Annotated in this window: 23 protein-coding genes and 1 pseudogene; 19 read left to right on the top strand and 5 right to left on the bottom strand. The window is 70.9% G+C overall.

Annotation, left to right across the window (positions count from 1 at the left end; translation table 11 throughout):
- Positions 1-5: 5 nt before the first annotated feature.
- The 6 genes from QSK37_RS40495 (at position 6) to QSK37_RS40520 (ending at position 5,121) form a co-directional block, all read left to right on the top strand.
- A complete protein-coding gene (locus QSK37_RS40495) occupies positions 6-1,049 on the top strand; it encodes an NAD-dependent epimerase/dehydratase family protein (protein ID WP_285631940.1) in 1,044 nt (347 codons plus the stop codon).
- A gap of 32 nt (positions 1,050-1,081) precedes the next feature.
- A complete protein-coding gene (locus QSK37_RS40500; RefSeq protein WP_285631943.1) occupies positions 1,082-1,993 on the top strand; it encodes a lysophospholipid acyltransferase family protein in 912 nt (303 codons plus the stop codon).
- A 181-nt stretch (positions 1,994-2,174) separates the two neighbouring features.
- Positions 2,175-2,861 carry an NAD(P)-dependent oxidoreductase gene (locus tag QSK37_RS40505; RefSeq protein ID WP_285631946.1) on the top strand — a complete coding sequence of 229 codons (687 nt, stop codon included), beginning with the start codon at positions 2,175-2,177 and terminating at the stop codon, positions 2,859-2,861.
- The gene (locus QSK37_RS40510; protein ID WP_285631950.1) at positions 2,858-3,793 is read left to right on the top strand and encodes an alpha/beta hydrolase; all 936 of its coding nucleotides are present in this window, start codon (positions 2,858-2,860) and stop codon (positions 3,791-3,793) included. The genes QSK37_RS40505 and QSK37_RS40510 overlap by 4 nt, the downstream gene beginning before the upstream one ends.
- A 78-nt stretch (positions 3,794-3,871) precedes the next feature.
- On the top strand, positions 3,872-4,363 hold the full coding sequence (locus QSK37_RS40515) for a MarR family transcriptional regulator (RefSeq protein WP_285631953.1): 492 nt from the start codon (positions 3,872-3,874) through the stop codon (positions 4,361-4,363).
- Positions 4,364-4,470: 107 nt separating this feature from the next.
- Entirely contained in the window at positions 4,471-5,121 is a 651-nt protein-coding gene (locus QSK37_RS40520) for a GntR family transcriptional regulator (RefSeq protein WP_285631958.1), read from the top strand.
- Positions 5,122-5,429: 308 nt separating this feature from the next.
- Here the strand turns inward: QSK37_RS40520 and QSK37_RS51540 are convergent.
- The 3 genes and pseudogenes from QSK37_RS51540 to QSK37_RS40535 all read right to left on the bottom strand — a co-directional run.
- Positions 5,430-5,648 (bottom strand): annotated as a pseudogene (locus QSK37_RS51540) (FAD-dependent monooxygenase); the annotation flags it as partial.
- Positions 5,542-5,898: an FAD-dependent monooxygenase gene (locus tag QSK37_RS40530; protein ID WP_285631961.1), complete on the bottom strand. Its 357-nt coding sequence runs from the start codon at positions 5,896-5,898 to the stop codon at positions 5,542-5,544. The pseudogene QSK37_RS51540 and the gene QSK37_RS40530, both read right to left, overlap by 107 nt.
- Positions 5,895-6,035 carry a hypothetical protein gene (locus QSK37_RS40535; protein ID WP_285631964.1) on the bottom strand — a complete coding sequence of 47 codons (141 nt, stop codon included), beginning with the start codon at positions 6,033-6,035 and terminating at the stop codon, positions 5,895-5,897. Before QSK37_RS40535 ends, QSK37_RS40530 begins: the two co-directional genes overlap by 4 nt.
- A 72-nt stretch (positions 6,036-6,107) precedes the next feature.
- On the opposite strand from QSK37_RS40535, the gene QSK37_RS40540 reads away from it, so the two are divergent.
- The 8 genes from QSK37_RS40540 to QSK37_RS40575 all read left to right on the top strand — a co-directional run bounded on the left by QSK37_RS40540 (position 6,108) and on the right by QSK37_RS40575 (position 15,173).
- The gene (locus QSK37_RS40540; RefSeq protein WP_285631967.1) at positions 6,108-6,302 is read left to right on the top strand and encodes a hypothetical protein; all 195 of its coding nucleotides are present in this window, start codon (positions 6,108-6,110) and stop codon (positions 6,300-6,302) included.
- A gap of 143 nt (positions 6,303-6,445) precedes the next feature.
- Positions 6,446-8,299, top strand: a complete 1,854-nt coding sequence (locus QSK37_RS40545) for a hypothetical protein (RefSeq protein WP_285631970.1) — start codon at positions 6,446-6,448, stop codon at positions 8,297-8,299.
- A 1-nt stretch (position 8,300) separates the two neighbouring features.
- Positions 8,301-10,718: a glycosyl hydrolase family 95 catalytic domain-containing protein gene (locus tag QSK37_RS40550; protein WP_285631973.1), complete on the top strand. Its 2,418-nt coding sequence runs from the start codon at positions 8,301-8,303 to the stop codon at positions 10,716-10,718.
- Between the two features lie 275 nt (positions 10,719-10,993).
- The gene (locus tag QSK37_RS40555) at positions 10,994-11,362 is read left to right on the top strand and encodes a VOC family protein (RefSeq protein ID WP_285631976.1); all 369 of its coding nucleotides are present in this window, start codon (positions 10,994-10,996) and stop codon (positions 11,360-11,362) included.
- Positions 11,363-11,551: 189 nt separating this feature from the next.
- Positions 11,552-12,106 (top strand): RNA polymerase sigma factor, encoded by a 555-nt coding sequence (locus tag QSK37_RS40560; RefSeq protein ID WP_285631978.1) that lies wholly within the window; start codon positions 11,552-11,554, stop codon positions 12,104-12,106.
- A complete protein-coding gene (locus tag QSK37_RS40565) occupies positions 12,099-13,010 on the top strand; it encodes a CU044_5270 family protein (protein ID WP_285631981.1) in 912 nt (303 codons plus the stop codon). The genes QSK37_RS40560 and QSK37_RS40565 overlap by 8 nt, the downstream gene beginning before the upstream one ends.
- Complete coding sequence (locus QSK37_RS40570) at positions 13,007-14,164, top strand: L,D-transpeptidase (RefSeq protein WP_285631983.1); 1,158 nt, start codon at positions 13,007-13,009, stop codon at positions 14,162-14,164. The genes QSK37_RS40565 and QSK37_RS40570 overlap by 4 nt, the downstream gene beginning before the upstream one ends.
- Before the next feature lie 34 nt (positions 14,165-14,198).
- Entirely contained in the window at positions 14,199-15,173 is a 975-nt protein-coding gene (locus QSK37_RS40575) for an aldo/keto reductase (protein ID WP_285631986.1), read from the top strand.
- A gap of 44 nt (positions 15,174-15,217) precedes the next feature.
- Here the strand turns inward: QSK37_RS40575 and QSK37_RS40580 are convergent, their stop codons facing one another.
- Positions 15,218-16,099, bottom strand: a complete 882-nt coding sequence (locus tag QSK37_RS40580) for an HAD family hydrolase (protein ID WP_285631989.1) — start codon at positions 16,097-16,099, stop codon at positions 15,218-15,220.
- A gap of 114 nt (positions 16,100-16,213) precedes the next feature.
- A complete protein-coding gene (locus QSK37_RS40585) occupies positions 16,214-16,807 on the bottom strand; it encodes a sigma-70 family RNA polymerase sigma factor (RefSeq protein ID WP_285578357.1) in 594 nt (197 codons plus the stop codon).
- Between the two features lie 175 nt (positions 16,808-16,982).
- Between QSK37_RS40585 and QSK37_RS40590 the strand changes: the two genes are divergently transcribed.
- The 5 genes from QSK37_RS40590 to hemC all read left to right on the top strand — a co-directional run bounded on the left by QSK37_RS40590 (position 16,983) and on the right by hemC (position 22,379).
- Entirely contained in the window at positions 16,983-18,734 is a 1,752-nt protein-coding gene (locus QSK37_RS40590; RefSeq protein WP_285631992.1) for a putative quinol monooxygenase, read from the top strand.
- Between the two features lie 174 nt (positions 18,735-18,908).
- Complete coding sequence (locus QSK37_RS40595) at positions 18,909-19,154, top strand: glutaredoxin family protein (RefSeq protein ID WP_285631995.1); 246 nt, start codon at positions 18,909-18,911, stop codon at positions 19,152-19,154.
- Positions 19,155-19,430: 276 nt separating this feature from the next.
- Complete coding sequence (locus tag QSK37_RS40600; RefSeq protein ID WP_285578360.1) at positions 19,431-20,135, top strand: redox-sensing transcriptional repressor Rex; 705 nt, start codon at positions 19,431-19,433, stop codon at positions 20,133-20,135.
- Positions 20,136-20,205: 70 nt separating this feature from the next.
- The gene (locus QSK37_RS40605) at positions 20,206-21,474 is read left to right on the top strand and encodes a glutamyl-tRNA reductase (RefSeq protein WP_285631998.1); all 1,269 of its coding nucleotides are present in this window, start codon (positions 20,206-20,208) and stop codon (positions 21,472-21,474) included.
- A complete protein-coding gene (hemC, locus tag QSK37_RS40610; RefSeq protein ID WP_285632008.1) occupies positions 21,471-22,379 on the top strand; it encodes a hydroxymethylbilane synthase in 909 nt (302 codons plus the stop codon). The genes QSK37_RS40605 and hemC overlap by 4 nt, the downstream gene beginning before the upstream one ends.
- Positions 22,380-22,421 lie beyond the last annotated feature (42 nt).

The following is a 22,421-nucleotide window of genomic DNA, read 5'->3' on the forward strand; positions in this document are numbered from 1 at the left end:
CATCCATGCGTCCCTCGGCGAGCGGATCACGTACCTCGGGTACCACCCGGGTGGTTCTGGTCACCGGCGTGTCCCGCTTTCTCGGCGCACGAGTCGCGGACACGCTCCAGGCCGATCCCAGCATCGAACGGGTCATCGGCGTGGACACCGTCGCGCCCACACTGCCGCTCGGGCGCACGGAGTTCGTCCGCATCGACATCCGCACGCCGAGCATCGCCAAGATCATTAACGCGGCCGAGGTCGACACGGTCGTGCATCTCCACCTGGTGACGATGGCCGCCGCGGGGCGGTTGAAGTCCAAAGAGCAGAACGTCATCGGCACGATGCAGCTCCTGGCGGCCTGCCAGCGGTCTCCGGCGATGCGCAAGGTCGTGGTCCGTTCGTCCGCGGCGGTGTACGGCTCGTCCGGGCACGACCCGGCGGTCTTCTCCGAGACCGACGAGCCGGTGCGGCCGCCCGCGTCCGGCTACGCGAAGGACGCGGTCGAGGTCGAGGGGTACGTCCGGGGGCTCGCCCGGCGCCGCTCCGACCTGACCGTGTCCGTGCTGCGCTTCGCCAACTTCCTCGGGCCGCACGTCGACAACCCGCTGAGCCGCTACTTCCGCATGCCGGTGGTGGCGACGGTGCTCGGGTTCGACCCGCGCCTGCAGTTCGTCCACGAGGACGACGGCGTGGAGGTGCTGCGGCGCATGGCGACCGAGGACCACCCCGGCACGTACAACGTGGCCGGCGACGGCGTCGTCCTGCTCTCGCAGGCGCTGCGCCGCGCCGGCCGGCCGGCCCTGCCGCTCCCGGCGCCCGCGCTGCAGACGCTGGGCGACGTCGGGCGCCGGTTCGGCGGGCTGAAGGGTTTCTCGCCGGAGCTGCTGCGCTGGCTGACGTACGGCCGGGTGCTCGACACCGAACGCCTGGCGGGGGAGCTCGCCTGGCGGCCGAAATACAGTTCGGAAGAAGCCTTTACCGATTTCGCGGATTCGCAAGGTCTCGGTCATGGTCTGCCCGCGGGGCTCCTCGACCGGTTGGCGGGAGCCGTAGGGGGCAAGAGGTGAGTCACGACCCCGTGGAGGAGGCGAGACCCGCGATGCGGCCAGAAGCGCAGGTAATTCCGCTCAACACCGACGCCGCAGAGCACCTCGTCCGCGAACCGAGGGGTTTGGACCACAAGGTCGCTTCGGCTCTGCAGTTCGTACGGCGGCGGCTGACCGGCGAGTACGAGATCGACGAGTTCGGCTTCGACCCCGAACTCAACGAGAACGTGCTGCTGCCGCTCCTGCGCCCCCTGTACGAGCGCTGGTTCCGGGTCGAGATGTTCGGCATGGAACACGTGCCCGACACCGGCCCCGCGCTGGTCGTCGGCAACCACTCCGGCACGCTGCCGATCGACGGCGTCATGCTCCAGGTCGGCCTGCACGACGACCACCCGGCCCACCGCAACCTGCGGCTGCTCGGCGCCGACCTCGTCTACCAGGTCCCGGTGCTCGCCCACCTCGCGCGCAAGAGCGGGCACACGCTCGCGTGCCAGGCCGACGCGTCGCGGCTGCTGGCCCAGGACCAGCTCGTCGGGGTCTTCCCCGAGGGCTTCAAGGGCGTCGGCAAGCCGTTCAGCGAGCGCTACCGGCTCCAGCGGTTCGGCCGGGGCGGGTTCGTGGCCACCGCACTGCGCGCCCAGGTGCCGATCATCCCGTGCGCGATCGTCGGGGCCGAGGAGATCTATCCCAAGATCGCCGACCTGAAGCCGCTGGCCCGGCTGCTCGGGTTCCCGTACTTCCCGGTGACGCCGACCTGGCCGCTGTTCGGCCTGCTCGGCCTGGTGCCGCTGCCCTCGAAGTGGATGATCGCCTTCGGCGAGCCGATCCGCACGGACCGGTACGACCCGGCGCAGGCGGACGACCACATGACGGTCTTCAACCTGACCGACCAGGTGCGCGAGACGATCCAGAACATGCTCTTCGACGTCCTCCGCCAGCGCGGCCCCGCGTTCCTCCGCGCCTGAGCCACAGAGACCCTGCGGGCGTCTCGATCAGCTGAAGCCTGCCCTCCCGGGCGCGTCGACGCCATGGATGTGACCAGCGTCATGTCGTATGCGGTGAAGATAATATGAATCTCATATAGTCTCCATTAGAGAAACAGTGTGCGGCCGTCGATGTCGGACGGCCGGAGGGAGGCCACGAGCAATGAAGCTGACGATCTTCGCGGCGACCGGTGGTATCGGGCGGCAGATCTTCGAACAGGCCGTCGCCGCGGGCCATGAGGTCACCGCGGTCGCACGCGACCCGCGGAGCCTGGCCGGAGAGGCTCGCCTCGTCGCCGCCGACCTCACCGCGGCGGACCCGGCGGTGCTCGCGTCCGCCGTCGCCAAAAGTGACGCCGTCCTCTCCGGGCTCGGGCCGCGCAAGCCGAGGACCGAGGCGGGGATCACCTCGCGGGGCACGAAGGCCATCCTCACCGCGATGCGGACCGCCGGTGTACGGCGACTCGTCGTGGTGAGCGCCGCGCCGGTCGGCACCGTGCCATCGCCCGGCCGCCCGAACCCGCCGAAGCACGACCCGGGCGACGGGTTCTTCATGCGGCATCTGGGCAGCCGGTTCGCCCACGCCATGCTCGGCGCGCACTTCGCCGACCTGGCGGTGATGGAGGACCTCGTTCGCGAGAGCGGCCTCGACTGGACCATCTCACGACCACCACAGTTGACCGACGGGCCTCTGACCGGCGACTACCGGACGGCGTACGGGCGCAACATCCGCGGCGGTACGCGCGTCTCACGCGCCAACGTCGCCCACCACATGCTCGCGGTCATCGACCAGCCCTCGACCATCAACAAGATCATCGGCATCGCCGACCAGCGGGGAGGCGCACGATGACGGAGCGGAAGAAGGTTCGGTTCCTCAGCGGTGAGCACGAGTGCGCCGCCTGGCATTATCCGGGCACGAACAACGCCTGTCTGATCATGGCCGGCGGTACCGCCGTGACCAAGGAACCGGGAACCGACCTGTTCGCGGCACGATTCCAGGACGCCGGCTTTCACGTGCTCGCCTTCGACCATCGACGTTTCGGGGAGAGCGGCGGCCGGCCCCGGCAGGTCGTCCGCATCGGCGAGCAACTGGCCGACTGGCGCGCCGCCATCGCGTTCGCCGCCACGCTGGAGGGCGTCGACGCGGACCGGCTCGCGGCGTGGGGCTTCTCCCTGGCGGGCGGCCACATGTTCCCGGTCGCCGAACAGAACCCGCGGCTGGCCGCGGCGATCGCGCAGACCCCGCTCGCCGACGGCCTCGCGGCCGCGAGAGCGGCGGCGCGTCACCAGCGACCGGCGGCGATGCTCCGCTTCACCGTCAGAGGCCTGCTGGACGCCGCCGGTGCCCTGATCGGGCGATCACCCCTGCTGGTGCCCCTCGACGGCGAACCGGGTACGGTCGCGATGCTCACCACTCCGGACAGCCGCGACGGCGACCGGGCGCTGAACCCGGGGAACCGTCACCGGGACTGGCAGCAGGCGGTCGCGGCCCGTGCCGGGCTCAGGATCACGATGTACCGCCCGGGCCGCCGCGCGTCCCGCGTAGCGTGTCCGATCCTCGTCGTCGCCTGCGAGCAGGATCAGTCCGTCCTCTTCGAGACCGGGGCCCGGGCGGCGGAACGGGCGCCGCACGGGGAACTGGTCCGCCTGCCGGGCGGACACTACGCCCCGTTCCTGGCAGCGCACGAACAGGCCGTCGACGCCGAGGTGGCGTTCCTGCGCCGCCACCTGCTGGACCAGCCGCTCGACAGGTCCTTGTCGCGGTCCGGCCGGCGTTCGTGAGTCGATGACCGGTCTGCCTCTCATACAATATCCGGGACATATCACATCCGGGACGGGAGGCGGACCCGCATGACGTCCATGACGCCTGATGAGGATGCGAACCGGGCGCGGCGTCGGCGGCGAGGGGTCGTCACGATCAAAGAGTCTCTACGTGAGCTCAGCATCCAGATGTCCCTGCTCAACCACCAGGTCGGCACGCACGCCGGCCTGAAGGACATCGACCTTTACTGCCTCGATCTCGTCAACCGGCACGGCCCGCTCAGCCCCAGCGCCCTCGCCCGCCGCGCCGGCCTGCACCCGGCCACCATGACCGGCGTCCTCGATCGGCTCGAACGCGGCGGCTGGGTCGCCCGCCGGCGCGATCCGGACGCCCTCGACCGCCGTGCCGTCGCCGTACACCCCCTGCTCACCCGAAACCCCGAGCTGTTCGAGCTGTATTCGGGGATGAACACCTCCATGGACCAGATCTGCGCCGATTACACCGATGAGGAGCTGGACCTGCTCGCCGACTTCCTGCACCGCACGATCGAGGCCGGGCAGGGCGCCACCGGAGAGTTGGCGAACGACTGACGCGGGCGTCCCGGCGGCTCGATCGATAGTCGATGTGCCCGGCTAGACTGCGCCATGGGATGCACCCCCTCTTGGGTCAGGTCGTCGCGAAGGAAGGCGGCAACAGCGTGACCGATGTCGCTCCGCTGCGGACCGGTTTGCTCTCCGACCAGGTCTACGACCGCCTGCGTCAGGCGATCATCGACGGCAGCCTCGGGCCCAACACCCGCCTGGTCGAGTCGGACCTGGCGCGCCGATACGGCATCAGCCAGGCGCCCGTACGCGACGCGATCCGCCGCCTGGCGCACGAGGGGCTCGTCAGCCACGTTCAGCGCCGGGGCAGCTACGTGGCGGAGATCTCGGCCGAGGACGCCGCGCGGGCGCGGGAGATCCGGGTCGTGCTCGAAGGGATCGCCGCTCGTGAGCTCGCCACCGCCTGGACGCCAGAGGCCGAGCAGGCGCTCACCGAGGAGGTGGAGCGCATGCGGGCCGCGGCGCGGTCGGGCAGCCAGTCCAAGCTGCGCCAGGCCGACCTGGCCTTCCATCGCCGGCTGTGCGCGCTCGGCGGCGACACGCTCGTACAGCGCCTGTGGGGCGTGCTCGAACCCAGCCTGAACCTCCTGCAGGTCGTGGGCGACCCGTTCTACAAGGGTGACCTGGACGAACTGCCCGAGTGGCACGCCCGTCTGGTCATCGTCCTGGCCTCCGGAGACGCGGAGCGCGCCGAAGCGGCGGTCCGCGACCACGCGGCCGGCAAGTCACACGGCCTGATCACCTGAGTCCGCGGCCCAGGTCGCGGAGCGCTTCCCGCAGGGACTCCTCCGTCGCTCCCCGCCAGGCCACGAAGCCGTCGGGTCGGCTCGCCACCGGCGGTCGCCCGGGCCGGTGAACAGGGTCCAGCGTGAGCCGGCCAGGTCCACAGTGGAGATCCTGCCGGCTCCGGCGGAGGGCACCCACCGGTGCGGGAACAGGTAGCCGACGGCGATCTTGTCGTACAGAGCGTTCGGGTCTCCGTCCAGCGACTGGTAGCCCTGGTGCGTTCCCCGTGAGAGGGCCAGGGACGCCTGGGCGGCGGCGCGCGGCGCTCGGTCTCGTACGTGTCCAGCAGCGCCGGGGTGAACGATCCGTCGAGAATGGCGGCGATCTTCCAGGCGAGGTTGTGGCCGTCCTGGATGCCGGTGTTCATGCCGAGTCCGCCCTTACACCGCGTCGTTGCGCACGAAGCACATGTGCGTCCCCCACTCCCGCAGGACGGGTCCGAGATCGGCACGGAAGAACGCGGTACTGAGGTGCCCGATGACCTCACGGCCGGGCATGGTGACACCGAGGGCCGCCCGAACGTCGCTGCTCGCCCCGTCCGCGCCGACGACGTGGGACGCCCTGACCCGCCGTTCCTCGCCCGTGGCGACATCGATGACCTGAGCCCGCACGTGATCGGCCTCGGGGACGAGGCCGGCCAGCCGTACGCCGAACCGCACGTGACCACCACGGCGTCGCAGCTCATCAAGCGCGAGGCGCTGCACCTGGTCATGCGTCAGGACGAGACGGGGATTCACCGGGCTGCAGGTCTGGAGTATCGCGCCGGCAGCCCACCTCGGTTCAGGGTGACACCGAGCGCCCGGTCCTTGAACACCGTCCGCATCGGCAGGCCGCCCTCCCAGCCGACCTGCTCCAGCGCGGACATCAGCCCCACCGAGCGGAACACCTCGAGCGTGCGCAGGCTGTTTCACGGTGATCGGCGTCAACCGTGCACGCTCAAGCCGACTTGAGCGCAACATTCTCAATCGAGGCGATCAAGAGCCGGATCGATGACCTCCAGGCCGCCCAGGAGCTCCTCGAACACCTGCTGACCTGCCCGACGGCGGATCCAGTCCGCGAACGCGCCCATCTGCGGACCGAACTCGGCCAGGCGGTCGACGACGCGCTCGCGGAGCGCGGTTCCCGGCCGGGCGGCGCCTAGCCGGGCACCGGCATCGGGGCATCAAGGCCGAAACCGGCACATCGCGGAATATTGACCGAGCGCCCTCCGCTCGTTACGGTCCGGCTAATCGATCGAATCCAATCGATTAGCGTTTATCCTTCGCCGCCGGAGGAGTCTCCTGCATGGTTTCCCTCACGCACCGCCTCGCGCTGGTCGCCGTCGCCGCGCTCGGGTCGCTCGCCGCCGCCCCCGCGGCCGCTTCGGGTGCCGCCGCCCAGACCGCGCCGTGTCACCCCACCGAGTTCTACGTCTCACCGGACGGTGCCGACTCCGCCGGCGGCACCGCCCGCAGCCCGTGGCGCACGGTCCAGCACGCCCGCGACCACATCGCCGGCCACGGCCTGAACCGCCACATGCACTGCGACATCGACGTCAACCTTCGCGCCGGTGACTACCCCGTCGACCAGACGATCGCGTTCACCGGCGCCGACTCCGGCAGCAACGGGCACCGCGTCGTCTACCGCAGCTCCGACGGTCCCGGGAAGGCGCGCCTGCTGGGCGCCAAGCCGGTCACCGGCTGGCAGCCGTACAAGGACAAGATCTTCCGGACGCAGATCGGCACCGGCCACCCCATCCACACGCTGTACGAGGGCGACCGGCGCGCGACCACCGCGCGCTACCCCAACCGCGGCACCGACGAGACGTGGGCGCCCTACCTGCGCGCCACGCTCGACCCGGAACGGCGCAACAGCCAGACCTGGCTCACCTTCAAGCCCGGGGTCTGGGACCAGAACTGGGACCTGCACGACGCCCAGGTGGTGACCTGGTCGGGCGGGAAGTGGAGCTGGTTCACCGACACCGATCCGATCAAGAACATGTCGTGGAACAAGAATCTCGCCACGCTGCTGTACCCGACGCGGTACTCCATTCAGACCGACGACCCGGGCTCGCGCTACTTCATCCAGAACTCGCTGGACTTCCTCGACCAGGCGGGCGAGTACTACTACGACTCGGCCACCGGCTGGCTGTACTACTGGCCTCGCGACGGGAAGATCGACACCACGGTCTGGGCCCCGACCGTCCAGACGATCGTGTCGGTCACGGGCGGCTCGGCCAGTGCGCCCGCGCACGACCTGACCTTCGACGGGCTGGCGTTCGAGTACTCGGACTTCGTCGACTGGTACCGCTTCGCGTGGAACTCCGCCGGCGACTCCGGCACCGCGCACAAGTACCAGGACTACGACCGGCAGATCGAACTGCCCCGTAACCGCTTCGGCGCGATCACGCTGACTCACACGACCGGTGTCGACCTGCACGCCCTGCACGTCACCAACACCGGGTGGGAGGGCGTCTACCTGACCGGGCGCGCCGACCACGACACGATCTCCGACGGCTACTTCGCCCACATCGGCGGCGACGGCGTCAAGATCGAGGGTCCGTACCCGGGCGAGGGCGATATCGCCAACCACAACGTGATCACCGATGACTACTTCGACTACTACGGCGAGCTGGTGCCGGGCGACGCCTCGGCGGTCGAGCTGCTCGACAGCGGGTCGAACGTGGTCAGCCACAGCGTCATGCAGCACAGCGCCCGGTACGCGGTGAGCATGCGCGCGGTCACGACCGCCGCCAACGCCGACGACTACGCCCAGGGCAACGCGCTGTCCTACCTGAAGATCGCGCACGTCGGCGAGGACAGCGGCGACACCGGCGCCATCTACGCGTACGGCGTGCAGAACTTCGATCCGCACATCACGAACAGCTCCGTGGACCAGGTGACGATCGACGACGTACGGGCCGACCCGTCCATGGTGGACGCCCCGCCGCGCGGCGTGCACATGGACTTCGGCGGCTGCGGATTCAACTTCTCCAACATCCAGGTGACGAACGTCCAGGGCGACCAGTACCACGGGCCGTCGGCGGCGGAGTGCAACGAGTTCGCCAACGACAGCTGGCGGGACGGTTTCGACACCTCGAAGATGCGCTACGACCAGATCGGCCTCACCGCGCAGTTCCCCTACCCGGTGGGGCAGTGACATGCGTCTGCTAGCCCTCGTCGCGGCCGGCGCGATCGTCCTTCCGATGGCGCCGGCGGCCGCCGACAGCACGACGACGACCGCCTGGGCGCACGGCTCGTTCCACGTGGACGTGCCCGGCGTGGTGAGCCGCTCCGACGTCGTCCTGGGCCGGCCGAACACCGACCCCAAGCAGGCGATGCCGCTCGGCAACGGCACGCTCGGCGTCGCCGCGTGGGCGGCGGACGGCTTCACCGCCCAGCTCAACCGCGCCGACACGCTGCCCGACCGGCTCTCTCCCGGCCAGGTCCTGATCCCGGGCCTGGCGAAGCTCACCGGCGCGGCCGACTTCCGCGGCCGGCTGAACCTCTACGACGGGACGCTGGTCGAATCCGGCGGCGGCATGACGGCCACCGCGTACGTCCGCGCCGGCACCGACCAGCTGGTCGTCGACGTGACCGGCGCAGACCCGGCGGCCGCGCAGACGGCCCGGCTCGCGCTGTGGGCGCCGCGCACCCCGGACGCGCAGGCCGCGGGCGGTGTGGGCGCACTGGCGCAGACCTGGACCGACAGCGGGCGGCCCGGTTCCACCGGAAGGACCTTCGGGTCCCTCGCCGCGGTGACCGCGGGCGGTCGCGACGTGGACGCCCGCGTCGTCGACACGCGGACCGTCGAGGTGGGCTTCCGGCCGCGCCCGGACGGCTCGTACCGCGTCGTGGTGGACTCTCCGCACTGGACCGGCGGCGACGCCCTCGCCGCCGTACGCGGCCGGCTCGCCGGCGCCGCCGGTCCTCCCGCGGCGACGCTGCGCGCGGCGCACCTCGCCTGGTGGCACGGGTACTGGCGGCGGGCCGGGCTGATGCGCCTGTCGTCCGCGGACGGGACCGCCCAGTACCTGGAGAACCTGCGGCTGATCAACCTGTACGCGGACGCCGCGGAGCGCGGGGACGTACGGCCCGGTTCGCAGGCCGGAGTGGCCGACCTGTTCGACTCCACGCAGGACACGCACACCTGGGACCCGTCCGCGTACTGGGGCTGGAACCTGCGCATGCTCGTCACCGCGTCACTGGGCGCCGGAACGTACGGCGACAACGACGGCTACTTCGCCATGTACCGTGACGACCTGGCGACGATCGAGGACTGGACGGCGAGCCGGTTCCCCGGCAAGGCCGGCGCCTGCGTCCCGGAGACGATGCGGTTCAACGGCATCGGCTACCAGACGCACAACGACGGGGCGGGCTGGGGCGCCCGGCCGTTCCTCGACTGCAGCGGGCAGGGCCCGGCGAACTACAACACCCGGACGCTCACGACGGGCGGCGAGGTCTCGCTGTTCGCCTGGCAGCAGTACCTGCAGACCGACGACCTGGCGTTCCTGCGGAAGAACTACCCGGTGATGAGGGCCTGGGCGCGATTCATGCTCTCGTACGCCACCGTGGGTGAGGACGGCAGGCTGCACACCGGCCCGTCCAACGCGCATGAGACGCAGTGGGACGTCACCGACCCGACGACGGACATCGCCGCGATGCGGGCGGTGTTCCCGGCCATCGCCCAGGCGTCGCGTCTGCTGCACCGCGACGCCGACCTGGCGGCCCGGCTCGACGCCGCGGTCGCGAAGCTGATGCCTTACCCGCGCACCGACCAGGCCACGCGCACCCAGCAGCTACCGCCGTCCGCCGACGCCGCCGGTCAGGACGTGATCGGCATGTCGTGGCAGCAGTCGGCGGCCACGCACAACGTGGAGAACATCGGCCTGGAGCCGGTCTGGCCGTACGGCCTGATCGGTGACGACGGGCCCTCGCACGACCTGGCCGCGCGGACCTTCGCCCGCCGGCCGTACGTCGAGGACAACGACTGGAGCTTCGACCCGATCGACGCGGCGCGGCTCGGCCTCGCCGACGACATGGCCAAGACCCTGGTCGACCTCACCGAGCGGTTCCAGGACCGGCCGTCCGGCCTGGCCTCCTTCGGCGTGACGGTGCGCCAGCCCGAGCCGTACATCGAGCAGGGCGGCGTGGTCGCCACCGCCCTGCAGGACGCGCTGGCGCAGGACTACGACGGCACGTTGCGCGTCGCGCCCGCCTGGCCCGCGTCGTGGGACGCCGACGGCACCGTCTACATCCAGCATCGCGACAAGGTGGACGTGCAGGTCCGCGGCGGTGTGCCGGTGACCGTCGGCATCGAGGCGGGGTCGGACGCGCCGATCCGGGTGCGCAGTCCCTGGCCCGGCCGACCGGTACGGGTCGTGACGGGCGACGACCGGCACGCGGTCGTGCTGGCGCCGACCACGGCGTCGACGTTCACGGTGCCGGCGCGCGCGGGTGGCACCTACCTGATCGAACCTGTCGGCGCGTCGCAGCCGTCCTTCGCGCCGGTGACGGGCCGGCCCGCCACCGCGAGCCGGCGGCTCGGCCCGGTGGTGATCGGCCTGCCCGGCTCCTGATCGACAGGCCATTTCAGAAATGACAGAAAGGTTTCACTTACCCGTCCGAACAGATCATCAAGGGCGGGGGCACCGGAAACGTCTTCCGCGGCAACACCATCGACCTGTCCGGCGCCGACGGCGTCGGAATCAACGACACGGTCGGCGGCAACACCATCGCCTGCGACAACAAGGTCATCGGCGGCCGGCTCCTGGAAAAGGGCGACTGCTCGGGCTGACGGTCCGTACGCCGCACGGCCCCTGAACCGTCACCACCGGCGCCTAGTGTCCCGATCATGTTTCTTGGACTCCGCACGGTCGTCTACCCCGTCCGCGACCTGGACACCGCCAAGCGCTGGTGGTCGACGGTTCTGGGCATCGCTCCCTACTTCGACGAGCCTTACTACGCGGGCTTCAACGTCGGCGGCTACGAGCTGGCGCTGGACCCCCACGGCCACACCGAAAGCGGCACGGGCCCGATCGTCTACTGGGGCGTCGAGGACGTCGAGCAGGCAGCGGCCACCTTGATGCGGACCGGAGCGACCACCCATGCCCCCCTGACCGACCACGGCGGCGGGATCCGCACCACCACCCTCACCACCCCGGACGGAACCCTGCTCGGACTGATCGAGAACCCACACTTCTCCGCCACAGAGCCGACATGAGGAAACACCGCGTCAGTGCGTCGAAGTGATGACCTTCACCTCGGCGCAGGAGCCGTTCTGAGGGCGACTGCTCGGGCTGAGGCCTCACGCGCCCGCGAAAAAACTGGGAACAAGGCGCCCGCGTCCGGACAAGTACAGACGGACGTATCCCTCACCGCGGAAGAGCGCCATGACGAACACGAGCCAGTGGTGATCGCGGAAGCGTGTCATGACGCCGACGTGATCATCGCCTCCCTCGCCGAACCCGAGCGGTTCACGACGCTGTACCAGCGCTATGCCGGCGAGATCTACCGCTACATCGCCGGCCGCCTCGGGCCGGACGTGGCCGACGACCTGATGGCCGACACGTTTCTGGAGGCGTTCCGGCACCGCGCGCGCTACGACCCGGAGCGCGCGGGCGTCCGGCCCTGGCTCTACGGAATCGCCACCAACCTCATCGGCCGGCAGCGTCGCTCAGAGCTCCGCTTCTACCGGGCCATCGCACGGACGGGCGTGGACCCCGCGGTCGAGCCGATGGAGCCGGTGATCGACCGGCTCTCCGCCGAGGGGATGCGCCGGCCGCTCGCGGACGCGATGGCCCGTCTCAACCAGGGCGAGCGCGACGTGCTGATCCTGGTCGCGGGGAGCGGCCTCGCCTATGAGGAGGTCGCACAGGCGCTGGGTGTCTCGGTCGGGACCGTCTCGTCCCGCCTGTTCCGGGCCCGCAGGAAGATGCGCGCCACGCTGGAGGCACACCGTGGATGAGCTCGAACTGGTCGGACGCAGGTACGAGCGGATCGCCGCACCCCACCCACAGGTGATCGAATCCGGTCACGCCCGGCTGCTCGACGCGATCAGGCCGACGCCGCGGCGTTCCGCGAAGGGAAGGATCGCATTGCGCCTCGCGGTGGCCGCGACCGCCGTCGTGGCACTGGTCGCCGCGCTCACGACGGTGCGGGAACCGGACCCGACGACGGCACCGGCCGCGCCGGCGGGCAGCCCTGCGGTACGTCTCGCCGAACGCGCCCGGACCGTGGCGCGAAGCGAGCCGCTCGTCACGATGGGACCGCATCAGTGGATCTACGTGCGGAGCATGCAGCGGGACACGAAGGCGCGGTCCGGGCGGCGCGTCGTCGAGTCCTGGATCCGCATGGACGGTCGGCGACACCCGGCGGATCGGCTGCCGCTCGCGGTACACGGCACCGTGCTGACCGGCCTTCCCGAAGCGCCGGAAGCGGCCCTCGCCCGGCTCTACGCGGAGGTGGACCGCATCCGGGCGAGACCTCAGCCGAAGGGACGCGTGACGGAGTACGCCGCCGGGATCATCGGTGTGCCTCGCGACGCGGCGGTGTTCGACTTCGTCACCAGGCTGCTCGACGCCTATGACGTCACGCCGCGTTCCCAGGCAACGCTGTACGGCGCGCTGTCCCGGCTGCCCGGCGTCGAGGTGCTGCCGGACGTGCCCGACACCGCGGGGCGTCACGGAGTCGCCTTCTCCATCGCCACGAGCGACGCCTCGCGGCTCGAACTGATTCTGGATCCGCGTACCTACCGCTACCTGGGGTTGCGCGACGTCATCACGCGCGACCACGGCCGGAACGAAGAAATCATCTACGGGGTCGCGCGGCTGTCCGCGCGGCCCGTCGCACGCCCTGGAGAACGTCCTTGAAGATCAGATATCCGGCTCTGGCTCTGGCACTCGCCCTGGCAGCGGGCTGCACGAACGGCCAGGCCGCTTCGTCCGGGCGTACCGCCGCCGACGCGTCGGCGCCGACCCTGAGGATCAGCGCCTCCGGGCAGAGCGTACGTCCCGACGAGGGCGTCACGGTGACGGTGTCGGGCGGCACGCTGGAGACCGTCACCGGCGCCGCCGGCGGTTTCAACGCCGGCCGCACGTCGTGGCGCACCACCTGGGCCCTGCGGCCCGGTCACGCGTACACGGTGACGGCCACCGCGAAGAACGCCAAGGGCAGGGTCAGCACGGTCACCCGGGCCTTCCGCACGCAGAAGGCGCCCCGGACGATCGGCATCGCGGACGTGACACCGGCGGCGGGGGAGACGGTCGGCGTCGGAATGCCGATCATCGTCGACTTCACCGGGCCCGTGGCGAACCGCGCGAACGTGGAGCGGGCGTTGGAGGTCACCTCGGCCCACGGGGACACGGGGGCCTGGAGCTGGATCTCCGACCGCCGGGTCGTGTACCGCACCGAGAAGTACTGGAACCCGCATCAGAAGGTCGCCTTCACCGCGCACCTGGCCGGCGTGCGAGCCGCCCGTGACACGTACGGCGTGCGCGATGTGACCCGGTCCTTCGCCATCGGAGCCTCGAACATCACCGTGGCGGACGCCAGGTCCCACTCCATGACCGTCGACCACGACGGCACGAAGAGACGATTCAAGGTCAGTATGGGCGCGGGCACGCGACCGGACACGATCACGACCAGCGGAGTCCACCTGACCCGCGAGAAGCGGCGTTCGGTGACCATGACGGCGACCTGCCCGAAGGGCAGTTCGGGCTGTGACTACTACAAGGAGCGCGTCGAGCTGGCGGTGCGGATCACCTTGGGCGGCGAGTACGTGCACAAGAGCGTCGGCGAGTACTACTACCTGGGGCGGCAGAACGCCAGTCACGGGTGCGTCCGGACGTCCCCGGTCGGCGCCCGCTACTTCTACGACATATCCCAGCGGGGTGACATCGTGGACGTGACCCACACGACGCGACCGTTCGCGGACGAGCCGTACGCCGACGACTGGACGTTCTGGACCCGGTCGTGGTCGCGCTGGCTGGCGGGCAGCGCGCTCCATCAGGGTTCACGCGCTTGACTTAGACCGCGCTCTAAGGGGCAGCCTGGTGCGCATGGAAAAGAGAGCACTGGGACGACAGGGCCTGCGCACCTCGGCACTCGGCCTGGGGTGCATGGGCATGAGCTGGGCGTACGGCGCGCCCGACGACGACGAGTCCATCGCCACGATCCACCGCGCGATCGAGCTCGGCTGCGACTTCTTCGACACCGCCGAGGCGTACGGACCGTGGACCAACGAGAGGCTGCTCGGCCGCGCGCTGAAGGGGCGCCGCGACGAGGTCGTGATCGCGACCAAGTTCGGCTGGGAGTACGCCCCCGACGGTGAGCGGCTCGGCCCGAACAGCCGGCCCGAGCACATCCGCGAGGTGGCCGACCAGCAGCTCGAACGGCTCGGCACCGACCACATCGACCTGCTCTACCAGCACCGGGTCGACCCGGAGGTCCCGATCGAGGACGTCGCCGGCGCGGTCGGCGAGCTGGTCGCGGCCGGGAAGGTGCGGTACTTCGGGCTGTCCGAGGCGTCCGCGAGCATCATCCGGCGGGCGCACGCGGTCTTCCCCGTGTCGGCGCTGCAGACCGAGTACTCCCTGTGGGAACGGGGCCTGGAGGAGGAGATCCTGCCGACGCTGCGGGAGCTGGGCATCGGGCTGGTCCCGTACTCCCCGCTGGGCCGCGGATTCCTCACCGGCGACGTCCGGCGCGCGGAGGACTACCCGGCCGACGACTACCGTCGCAACGACCCGCGTTTCCAGGGCGCCAACTTCGACGTGAACATGAAGGCGGCCGAGGCCGTACGCGCGATGGCCGAACGCAAGGGCGTGACGGCGGCGCAGCTCGCGCTGGCGTGGCTGCTCGCCCAGGGCGACGACGTGGCGCCGATCCCGGGCACCAAGAGCCGTAAGCGCCTGGAGGAGAACCTGGCGGCGGCCGACATCAAGCTGACCGGCGCGGAGCTGTCCGAGCTGGAACTGCCGGTCTCGGGCGCGCGCTACCCCGAGGGCATGCTCCGTCTCATCGCGCGGAGCTGACCGCCGTTCCGAGGGCGTCCCGATGCGAGGGGTGCCCTCGGTGGTCAGCGGCCGCGGTGGTGGCGGCGGAGGGCCACGCCGGCCGCGACGCCGCCGACCAGCGCGCCGGTGCCGGCCGCGGCCGGGAGGGCGACCATGGTGACCTTGCGGCCGGTGCGGAAGTCGTGGATCGGCCAGCCGTGTTCGCGTGCGTGGTCGCGCAGGTCGCCGTCCGGGTTGACCGCGTGGGGGTGGCCGACCGTGGTGAGCATCGGCAGGTCGTTGTAGGAGTCGCTGTAGGCCGAGCAGCGGGACAGGTCCAGGCCCTCCTTGCGGGCCAGCGCGCGTACGGCGCCCGCCTTGGCCGGACCGTGCAGCAGGTGCCCGACCAGGCGGCCGGTGTAGACGCCGTTCTCGGTCTCGGCGACCGTGCCGAGCGCGCCGGTCAGGCCCAGGCGGTGGGAGATGATCCGGGCCAGCTCGACCGGGGTCGCGGTGACCAGCCACACCTGCTGGCCCGCGTCGAGGTGCTTGAGAGCGAGTGACCGCGTGCCGTGCCAGATGCGGTCGGCCATCTTGTCGTCGTAGATCTCCTCGCAGAGGCTGACGAGCTCCTCCACGCTCCGCCCGGCGACGAACGCCAGGGCCGCCTCGCGCGCCGTGGAGATGTGCTCGGCGTTCTCCGCGCCGCGTACGCGAAAGGAGACCTGGCCGAGCGCGAACATCGCCAGGTCGCGGAAGGTGAACAGCTTCCGCGCCGCCAGGCCCCGGGCGAAGTGGTAGATCGACGCGCCCCGGATCAGGGTGTTGTCGACGTCGAAGAACGCGGCGGCGTTCGGGTCGGGGACGACCGGCTCGGTCTCGGGCGAGGCGGCCGCGGCCGCGGCCTCGCCCGCTAGCTCGTCGGCTACTTCGTCGTCATCGGTCCATGGCCACAGTCGACGCATGCAGATGAGACTAACCAGCGGCCGTGCGCGGTGATTCGGCAACCCCGTACGCGGCGCGTCGCGGGTCGTCACCGAATGTAATCATGGCTGGAGGTAGCCGACCTCCGTGTCATCTCACCGGATATCGGCGGGAAAGAGGCGGGCCAGGGACCTGGTCGCGCGGTACTGCAACGCCTTGATCGCGCCGGTGTTCTTGCCCATGATCTCGGCGGTCTCGGCGACCGACAGGCCGTGCAGGAAGCGCAGGACCACACACTCGCGCTGCTCGTTGCCCAGTTCCCGTACGGCCGAGAACAGCGCGCGGTGCGTGAAGGAGTCGAGCACCGCGCGTTCGGGGCCCTCCTCCCAGCGGTCGGGCTCCAGGGGGTCGGCCGTGCAGACCTCGAGGCGGTAACGGCTCGACTTGAAGTGGTCCAGCACGAGGTTGCGGGCGATCGTCACGAGCCACGCGCCGAAATCCTTGCCCTGCCAGGTGAACAGGTTGATGCGCCGGAGCGCCCGCAGGAACGTCTCGCTCGTCAGGTCCTCCGCGAGGGCGTGGCCGCCCACGCGGTAGTAGACGAAGCGGTAGATCACGTCGGCGTACCGGTCGTACAGCACGCCGAACGCCTCGGGGTCGCCGGCGCGAGCCCGGAGGACGATGTCGCGCAGGTCGTCGGAGGTTTCGGGGCCGTGGCGCGCAGGGGGATCGAGGGTAAGGCTGCGCATGCAGTGCTCCTCGGGAACGGCGCGACCACGGGGCGTGTCGGAACATGCTAGATACTGGTGAGTAAGCTGGCAATGGTGGTGCCTGAGGAAAACAACGGCCTTTATCCGCTCTTTGCGCTTATGCCGTAGCTCTTCGTTACCCGCGCAGCCGTGTGATCGGGCACCATTGGGGGCGATGGTCAACGTCGCTCTGGCGCTGCTGGCGACCCTTGCGGCCCTCGGAGGCGCCGGGTTGCTCGTTTCGCGCACCCTGCCAGACCGGCGTGTGTACCTGTTCGCGTGGTGCGGCACCCTCGTTGCCCTCGGGATCGCGCTCGCCGCGATGACCATCGGCTACGCGGCGGGCTTCGGGCCGGCGCTGCTGCGGTGCACGGAGCTGTTCGGGTCGCTGATCGCTCCGCTGACCCTGGCGCTGGGCGTCGTCGAACTGATCGCGCGAACGGTACAGGCGCGGTTCGCCGCGCGGCTCATCGCGGCGTCGTACGTGATCGTCGCCGTCGTCATCATCCTGCTCGACCCGATCATCGGCACCTTCGGCAAGAGCATGCCGAAGGTGTCCGGCCACTACTCATCGCTGCCCGGCCTGGTGCTCGACGGAGCGCACCTGTTCGCCGTCGTCTCCCTGGTCTCGTGTGTCGCGGTCACCGCGGTGCGCGGCAACAGACGCGACCGACAGGCGGCCGTGATCATGCCGACCCTCGCCATGGTCGCGCTCGCCGGGGTGCTCACGGTCGCCGCGATGCGCAGTTACCTGCCCGGACCACTGGCGCCGCTGGCGCTCGGCGGATCCGCCGCCCTTGTGTGGTTCGGCGCCACCCGGCTCCCGGGCGGCCCACCCGACCCCGACGACGAAGAACCGGAGCCGTACGAGGAAATGTCGCGCCACCAGCAGCCCTACGACGACGGGCAGTACAACACCGGGCGGCGTCGCGGCAGGCGACGCCAGCAGGCCGGTTATGACGCGGAGGGCTATGACACCGGCGGTTATGACACCGGCGGTTATGACACGGGCGGTTATGACTCGGGTTATGACGCCGGTTATGACAACGGTTATGACACGGGTGGCTATGACACCGGCGGATACGACACCGGCGGTTATGACAGGGGCGGCTATGACACGGGCGGGTACGCACGGCCCCGGCGCGAGGGGCAGCCGTCCTTCGCCCCGCCGGGACGCGCGCCCCAGGCCCCGCCCGGCATCGGCCAGTACGGCCGGATCATGATCTACACGCTCATCGAAGGCCACGCGGACGCCTTCGACCGGCTCGCGGCCGAGGTCGCCCACGCGGTACGCCAGACCGAGCCGGGCACCCTCGTCTACGCCTGCCACACCGTGGACAACTCGCCGAGCCAGCGGCTGTTCTACCAGCTCTTCCGCGACGCGAACGCGGTCGAGGCGCACACCCGCCAGCCCCACGTCCAGCGGTTCGCCCGCGAGGCACGGGCGCACGTCAGCGGCACCAACGTCCTGGAACTGACCGTCAGCGCGGGCAGCCTCGCCGCTCTCGCCGGAGCCGCCGGGCAGGCCGGCCCGGCGGGCCCGGCCGCTCCGGCGATTCCGGCCGGCTCCGGCGGACCCGGCGGGTCGGGAGCGCCCACCGGGCGCGGTGGCCCGAGCGGCCGTGGCCGCGGCGGTCCCGGGGGTCCCGGGGGACCGGGCGGACCCGGAGGACAGGGAGGACGAGGACAGGGCGGCCCGGGAGGGGCCGGTGGACAGGGCGGCTTCGGCGGGCAGGGCACGCCCGGCGGGCGCGGCGGTCCCGGAGGCCGCGGTGGTGGTCCCGGCGGCCGCAGTGGCGGCCCCGGCGGACGGGGCGGCCCCGCCGGGCGCGGCGGACCCGGCGGGAGAAACGGGGGCCCGGGCGGTGGCCCGGAGGGCGGGTCGGGCGGTCCGTCGCGACCCGTACGTTGGCCCCGCGGCCGATAACGCGGGCACATGCGCGGTTGCCCCGGTGGACCGGGCGGGGCCTGCCGGGCGCGGTGGCCCGGGCGGACCTGGCGGCGGCCCGGCGGTACCGGCGGGCGTGGCGGTACCGGCGGGGATCGGGCGTTGGCCCGGAGGGCGGGGCGGGCGGTTCGTCGTGGACCGTACGCTGGCGTCATGGCCGATGACGCGCGCATTCTCCTGCTCGGCAAGCCCGGCTGTCACCTGTGTGACGACGCCCGGGCGGTGATCGCGAAGGTCGCCGGCGAACTCGGCGTCGCCTGGGAAGAACGCGACATCACCGCGTCCGAGGAGGACACCCGGCTCTACTGGGACCAGATCCCGGTGACGTTCGTCGACGGGGTCCAGCACGACTTCTGGCGGGTGGACGAGCGCCGGCTGCGTGCGGCCCTCGCGGACTGACCGCGGTGGCCGGATTCGGCCTGGTGGATGTCTGTTCGGTCACATCGTCACACGTGGCGGGGGTGACTCCGAAGGTGCGGGGGTTCGTCGCGAGACCCCCGTGAGCTGGGCAATCCGCACCCAGTACGACCTCTCCGGCGTCCGTACGCTCGGTCTCCGACTTTGTGCGCGTGTTCACAAGGGCTTAATCTGGAGAAAGTCCAGGCGGTTCGTTCGCCGTGTGGCGCAGGCACCATACGGGATCGGCCGCGTGTCGAACCCCGGAAAAGCAGGCCTGTGACCCGTCGATCCACCCTCGGTGAACGGAACCGCGGCATCCCAGAGGCGACCGTGGCCCGGCTTCCGGTCTACCTTCGCGCGCTGCACGTCCTGGCCGAACGCGGTGTCGCCACCGTCTCCTCCGAAGAGCTGGCCGCCGCCGCCGGCGTCAACTCCGCCAAGCTTCGCAAGGACCTGTCCCACCTGGGTTCCTACGGCACGCGCGGTGTCGGGTACGAGGTGGAGTACCTCGTCTACCAGATCTCCCGCGAGCTCGGCCTGACCCAGGACTGGGCGGTCGCCATCGTCGGCCTCGGTAACCTGGGCCGTGCCCTGGCCGGGTACGGTGGCTTCGCCTCGCGCGGGTTTCGCATGGCGGCGCTGCTGGACGCCCAGCCGGGGATCGTCGGAGAGGTGATCGCCGACCTGACCGTCGAGCACATCGACGATCTTGAGACGGTCATCAAGGACAATGGGATATCCATCGCCGTCCTGGCCGTCCCCGCGGCCGCGGCGCAGCCGGTGTGCGACAGAGTGGTGGCGTCGGGAGTGACGAGCATTCTCAATTTCGCCCCTGTCGTGCTTTCTGTACCCGACGGTGTCGATGTGCGTAAGGTCGACCTGTCGATTGAGCTACAGATCCTCGCGTTCCACGAACAGCGCAAGGCCGGTGGCCCGAGCGGCGTGGAAGAGGAGTATCTCGAGGCGGTAGAGGGCCAATGAGCCGTACCAGCACGTCAGCAACCGCTAACGCACGGCCCGCCGGAGCGCACCGGACGGTCGAGGAGGATTCATGAGCAGCATCCTCGTCGTCGGGTTGAGTCACCGCAGCGCCCCCGTGACGCTGCTGGAGCGGGCCGCGGTCAGCGGTGACCGGCTGGACAAGCTCCTGCACGACGTGCAGCAGGTCACGAACGTGGACGGTGCCGTCGTCGTCTCGACGTGCAACCGGATCGAGGTGTACGCCGACGTCGAGAAGTTCCACGCCGGTGTCTCCTCGATCTCCGAGCTGCTCTCGCGCCACTCAGACGTGCCGCTGGAAGAGCTGTCCAAGCACCTTTACGTCCACTACGAAGAACGCGCGGTCCAGCACATATTCTCCGTGGCCTGCGGGCTCGACTCGATGGTCGTCGGCGAGGGTCAGATCCTCGGTCAGCTGCGCACCGCGCTCAAGGTCGCCCAGGCGAACGACACCGTCGACCGGGCCCTCAACGAGCTCGTGCAGCAGGCGCTGCGGGTGGGCAAGCGGGCGCGCAACGAGACCGGCATCGACCGGGCCGGCGCCTCCCTGGTCAGCGTGGGACTGAGCCGGGCCGGTTCACTCGAGGGCCGGCGTGCGCTCGTCGTGGGCGCCGGGTCGATGAGCGGCCTGGCGGTCGCCACCCTCGCCCGCGGGGGCATCGGCGAGATCGTCATCGCGAACCGCACCTACGAGCGCGGCGCGCACCTGGCGCGTTCGGCCGACGTGCCGGCGCGGGCGATCGAGCTCTCCGACCTGCGGCAGGCGATGGCCGAGGCCGACATCGTCGTCTCCTGCACGGGCGCCACCGGCCTGGTGATCACCCCGGACATGATCGACGGACCGGCGTTCCTGCTGGACCTGGCGTTGCCGCACGACGTGGACCCGGCCGTACGCGACCTGCCGGGGGTCACCCTCGTCGCCCTGAGCGACCTGCGCGACGCCGACGACGCCCCGGCCGCGGGCGACATCGAGGCGGTACGCCGGATCGTCTGCGAGGAGGTCCAGGCGTTCCAGCTCGGACTGATCGCGGCGACCGTCGCGCCGACCGTGGTGGCGCTGCGCAGCAAGGCGGCCGAGGTGGTCGACGCCGAGCTGGGCCGGCTGGGCGGGCGCCTGCCGGGCCTGGACGACAAGGCGCGTGAGGAGATCGCCCAGACCGTGCGTCGCGTCGTCGACAAGCTGCTGCACGCGCCGACCGTACGCGTCAAAGAACTGGCCGCCTCCCCGGGCGGCGACACCTACACCGAGGCCCTGCGCGAGCTCTTCGATCTCGACCCCAAGACGCCGGAGGCCGTGATCCGGGCGGAGGACGTCCTATGAAGCTCACCTTGGGGACGCGCCGCAGCCTGATGGCGATGACGCAGTCGGGTCTGGTCGCCGACGCCCTGACCGCGCGCACCGGCCATGAGGTCGCGCTCGTGGGCGTCACGACCGAGGGCGACGTCTCCACGGCCGACGTGGCGCAGATGGGCGGCACCGGCGTGTTCGTCAGCGCGCTGCGCCAGAAGGTGCTCGACGGCGAGGTCGACTTCGCCGTCCACTCCCTGAAGGACCTGCCGACGGCGCCCGCCGAGGGCATCGCCCTGGCCGCCGTACCGCCCCGTGACGACCCTCGCGACGCCCTCTGCGGCGAGGCCAAGCTGGCCGACCTGCCGCGTGGCGCGCGGATCGGCACCGGGGCACCGCGCCGCATGGCGCAGTTGCGCGCCCTCCGGCACGACCTGAAGGTCGTGCCGATCCGCGGCAACGCCGACACACGCCTGCGCAAGGTGACCACCGGAGAGTGCGACGCGGTCGTGCTCGCCTACGCCGGCCTGACGAGGATCAACCGGCTGGACGCCGTGTCGGAGATCTTCGACCCGGCCCAGATGCTGCCGTCGCCCGGCCAGGGCGCCCTGGCGGTCGAGTGCCGGGCCGACCGGACCGATCTGCTGGAGATCCTGGCGACCCTCGACGATTACGCGAGCCGCGCGGCGGTCGCCGCCGAGCGCGCCCTGCTCGCGGCGCTCGAGGGGGGCTGTTCCGCCCCGGTGGGCGCATACGCTGCTGTGGAAGACCGAACACTGTTGCATCTGATCGGAGTCGTCACCGGGTACGACGGTGAACGACAGGTCCGATTGTCCGAAAGCGGCCACCCTGACCTGGCCGAGCGGCTGGGACGCGACCTCGCGGCCCGGATGATCGCCAAGGGGGCCGACCAGTTGATGGGGGAGCGCACATCTTGAGCCCCGCGAGCAAGAGCCCGGCCGCCGCGAGCGGCGCATCCC

The sequence above is a fragment of the Actinoallomurus iriomotensis genome (assembly GCF_030269445.1).
In the GTDB taxonomy this organism is placed as follows: domain Bacteria; phylum Actinomycetota; class Actinomycetes; order Streptosporangiales; family Streptosporangiaceae; genus Actinoallomurus; species Actinoallomurus iriomotensis.

What these genes read in the sequence shown, in the direction of transcription:
- QSK37_RS40575 (WP_285631986.1), top strand. Translation starts at nt 14,199, where the DNA reads ATGGAAAAGAGAGCACTGGGACGACAGGGCCTGCGCACCTCGGCACTC.
- QSK37_RS40595 (WP_285631995.1), top strand. Translation starts at nt 18,909, where the DNA reads ATGGCCGATGACGCGCGCATTCTCCTGCTCGGCAAGCCCGGCTGTCAC.
- QSK37_RS40605 (WP_285631998.1), top strand. Translation starts at nt 20,206, where the DNA reads ATGAGCAGCATCCTCGTCGTCGGGTTGAGTCACCGCAGCGCCCCCGTG.
- QSK37_RS40500 (WP_285631943.1), top strand. Translation starts at nt 1,082, where the DNA reads ATGCGGCCAGAAGCGCAGGTAATTCCGCTCAACACCGACGCCGCAGAG.
- QSK37_RS40580 (WP_285631989.1), bottom strand. Translation starts at nt 16,099, where the DNA reads ATGCGTCGACTGTGGCCATGGACCGATGACGACGAAGTAGCCGACGAG.
- QSK37_RS40515 (WP_285631953.1), top strand. Translation starts at nt 3,872, where the DNA reads ATGACGCCTGATGAGGATGCGAACCGGGCGCGGCGTCGGCGGCGAGGG.
- QSK37_RS40510 (WP_285631950.1), top strand. Translation starts at nt 2,858, where the DNA reads ATGACGGAGCGGAAGAAGGTTCGGTTCCTCAGCGGTGAGCACGAGTGC.
- QSK37_RS40495 (WP_285631940.1), top strand. Translation starts at nt 6, where the DNA reads ATGCGTCCCTCGGCGAGCGGATCACGTACCTCGGGTACCACCCGGGTG.
- QSK37_RS40545 (WP_285631970.1), top strand. Translation starts at nt 6,446, where the DNA reads ATGGTTTCCCTCACGCACCGCCTCGCGCTGGTCGCCGTCGCCGCGCTC.
- QSK37_RS40555 (WP_285631976.1), top strand. Translation starts at nt 10,994, where the DNA reads ATGTTTCTTGGACTCCGCACGGTCGTCTACCCCGTCCGCGACCTGGAC.
- QSK37_RS40585 (WP_285578357.1), bottom strand. Translation starts at nt 16,807, where the DNA reads ATGCGCAGCCTTACCCTCGATCCCCCTGCGCGCCACGGCCCCGAAACC.
- hemC (WP_285632008.1), top strand. Translation starts at nt 21,471, where the DNA reads ATGAAGCTCACCTTGGGGACGCGCCGCAGCCTGATGGCGATGACGCAG.
- QSK37_RS40505 (WP_285631946.1), top strand. Translation starts at nt 2,175, where the DNA reads ATGAAGCTGACGATCTTCGCGGCGACCGGTGGTATCGGGCGGCAGATC.
- QSK37_RS40550 (WP_285631973.1), top strand. Translation starts at nt 8,301, where the DNA reads ATGCGTCTGCTAGCCCTCGTCGCGGCCGGCGCGATCGTCCTTCCGATG.
- QSK37_RS40590 (WP_285631992.1), top strand. Translation starts at nt 16,983, where the DNA reads ATGGTCAACGTCGCTCTGGCGCTGCTGGCGACCCTTGCGGCCCTCGGA.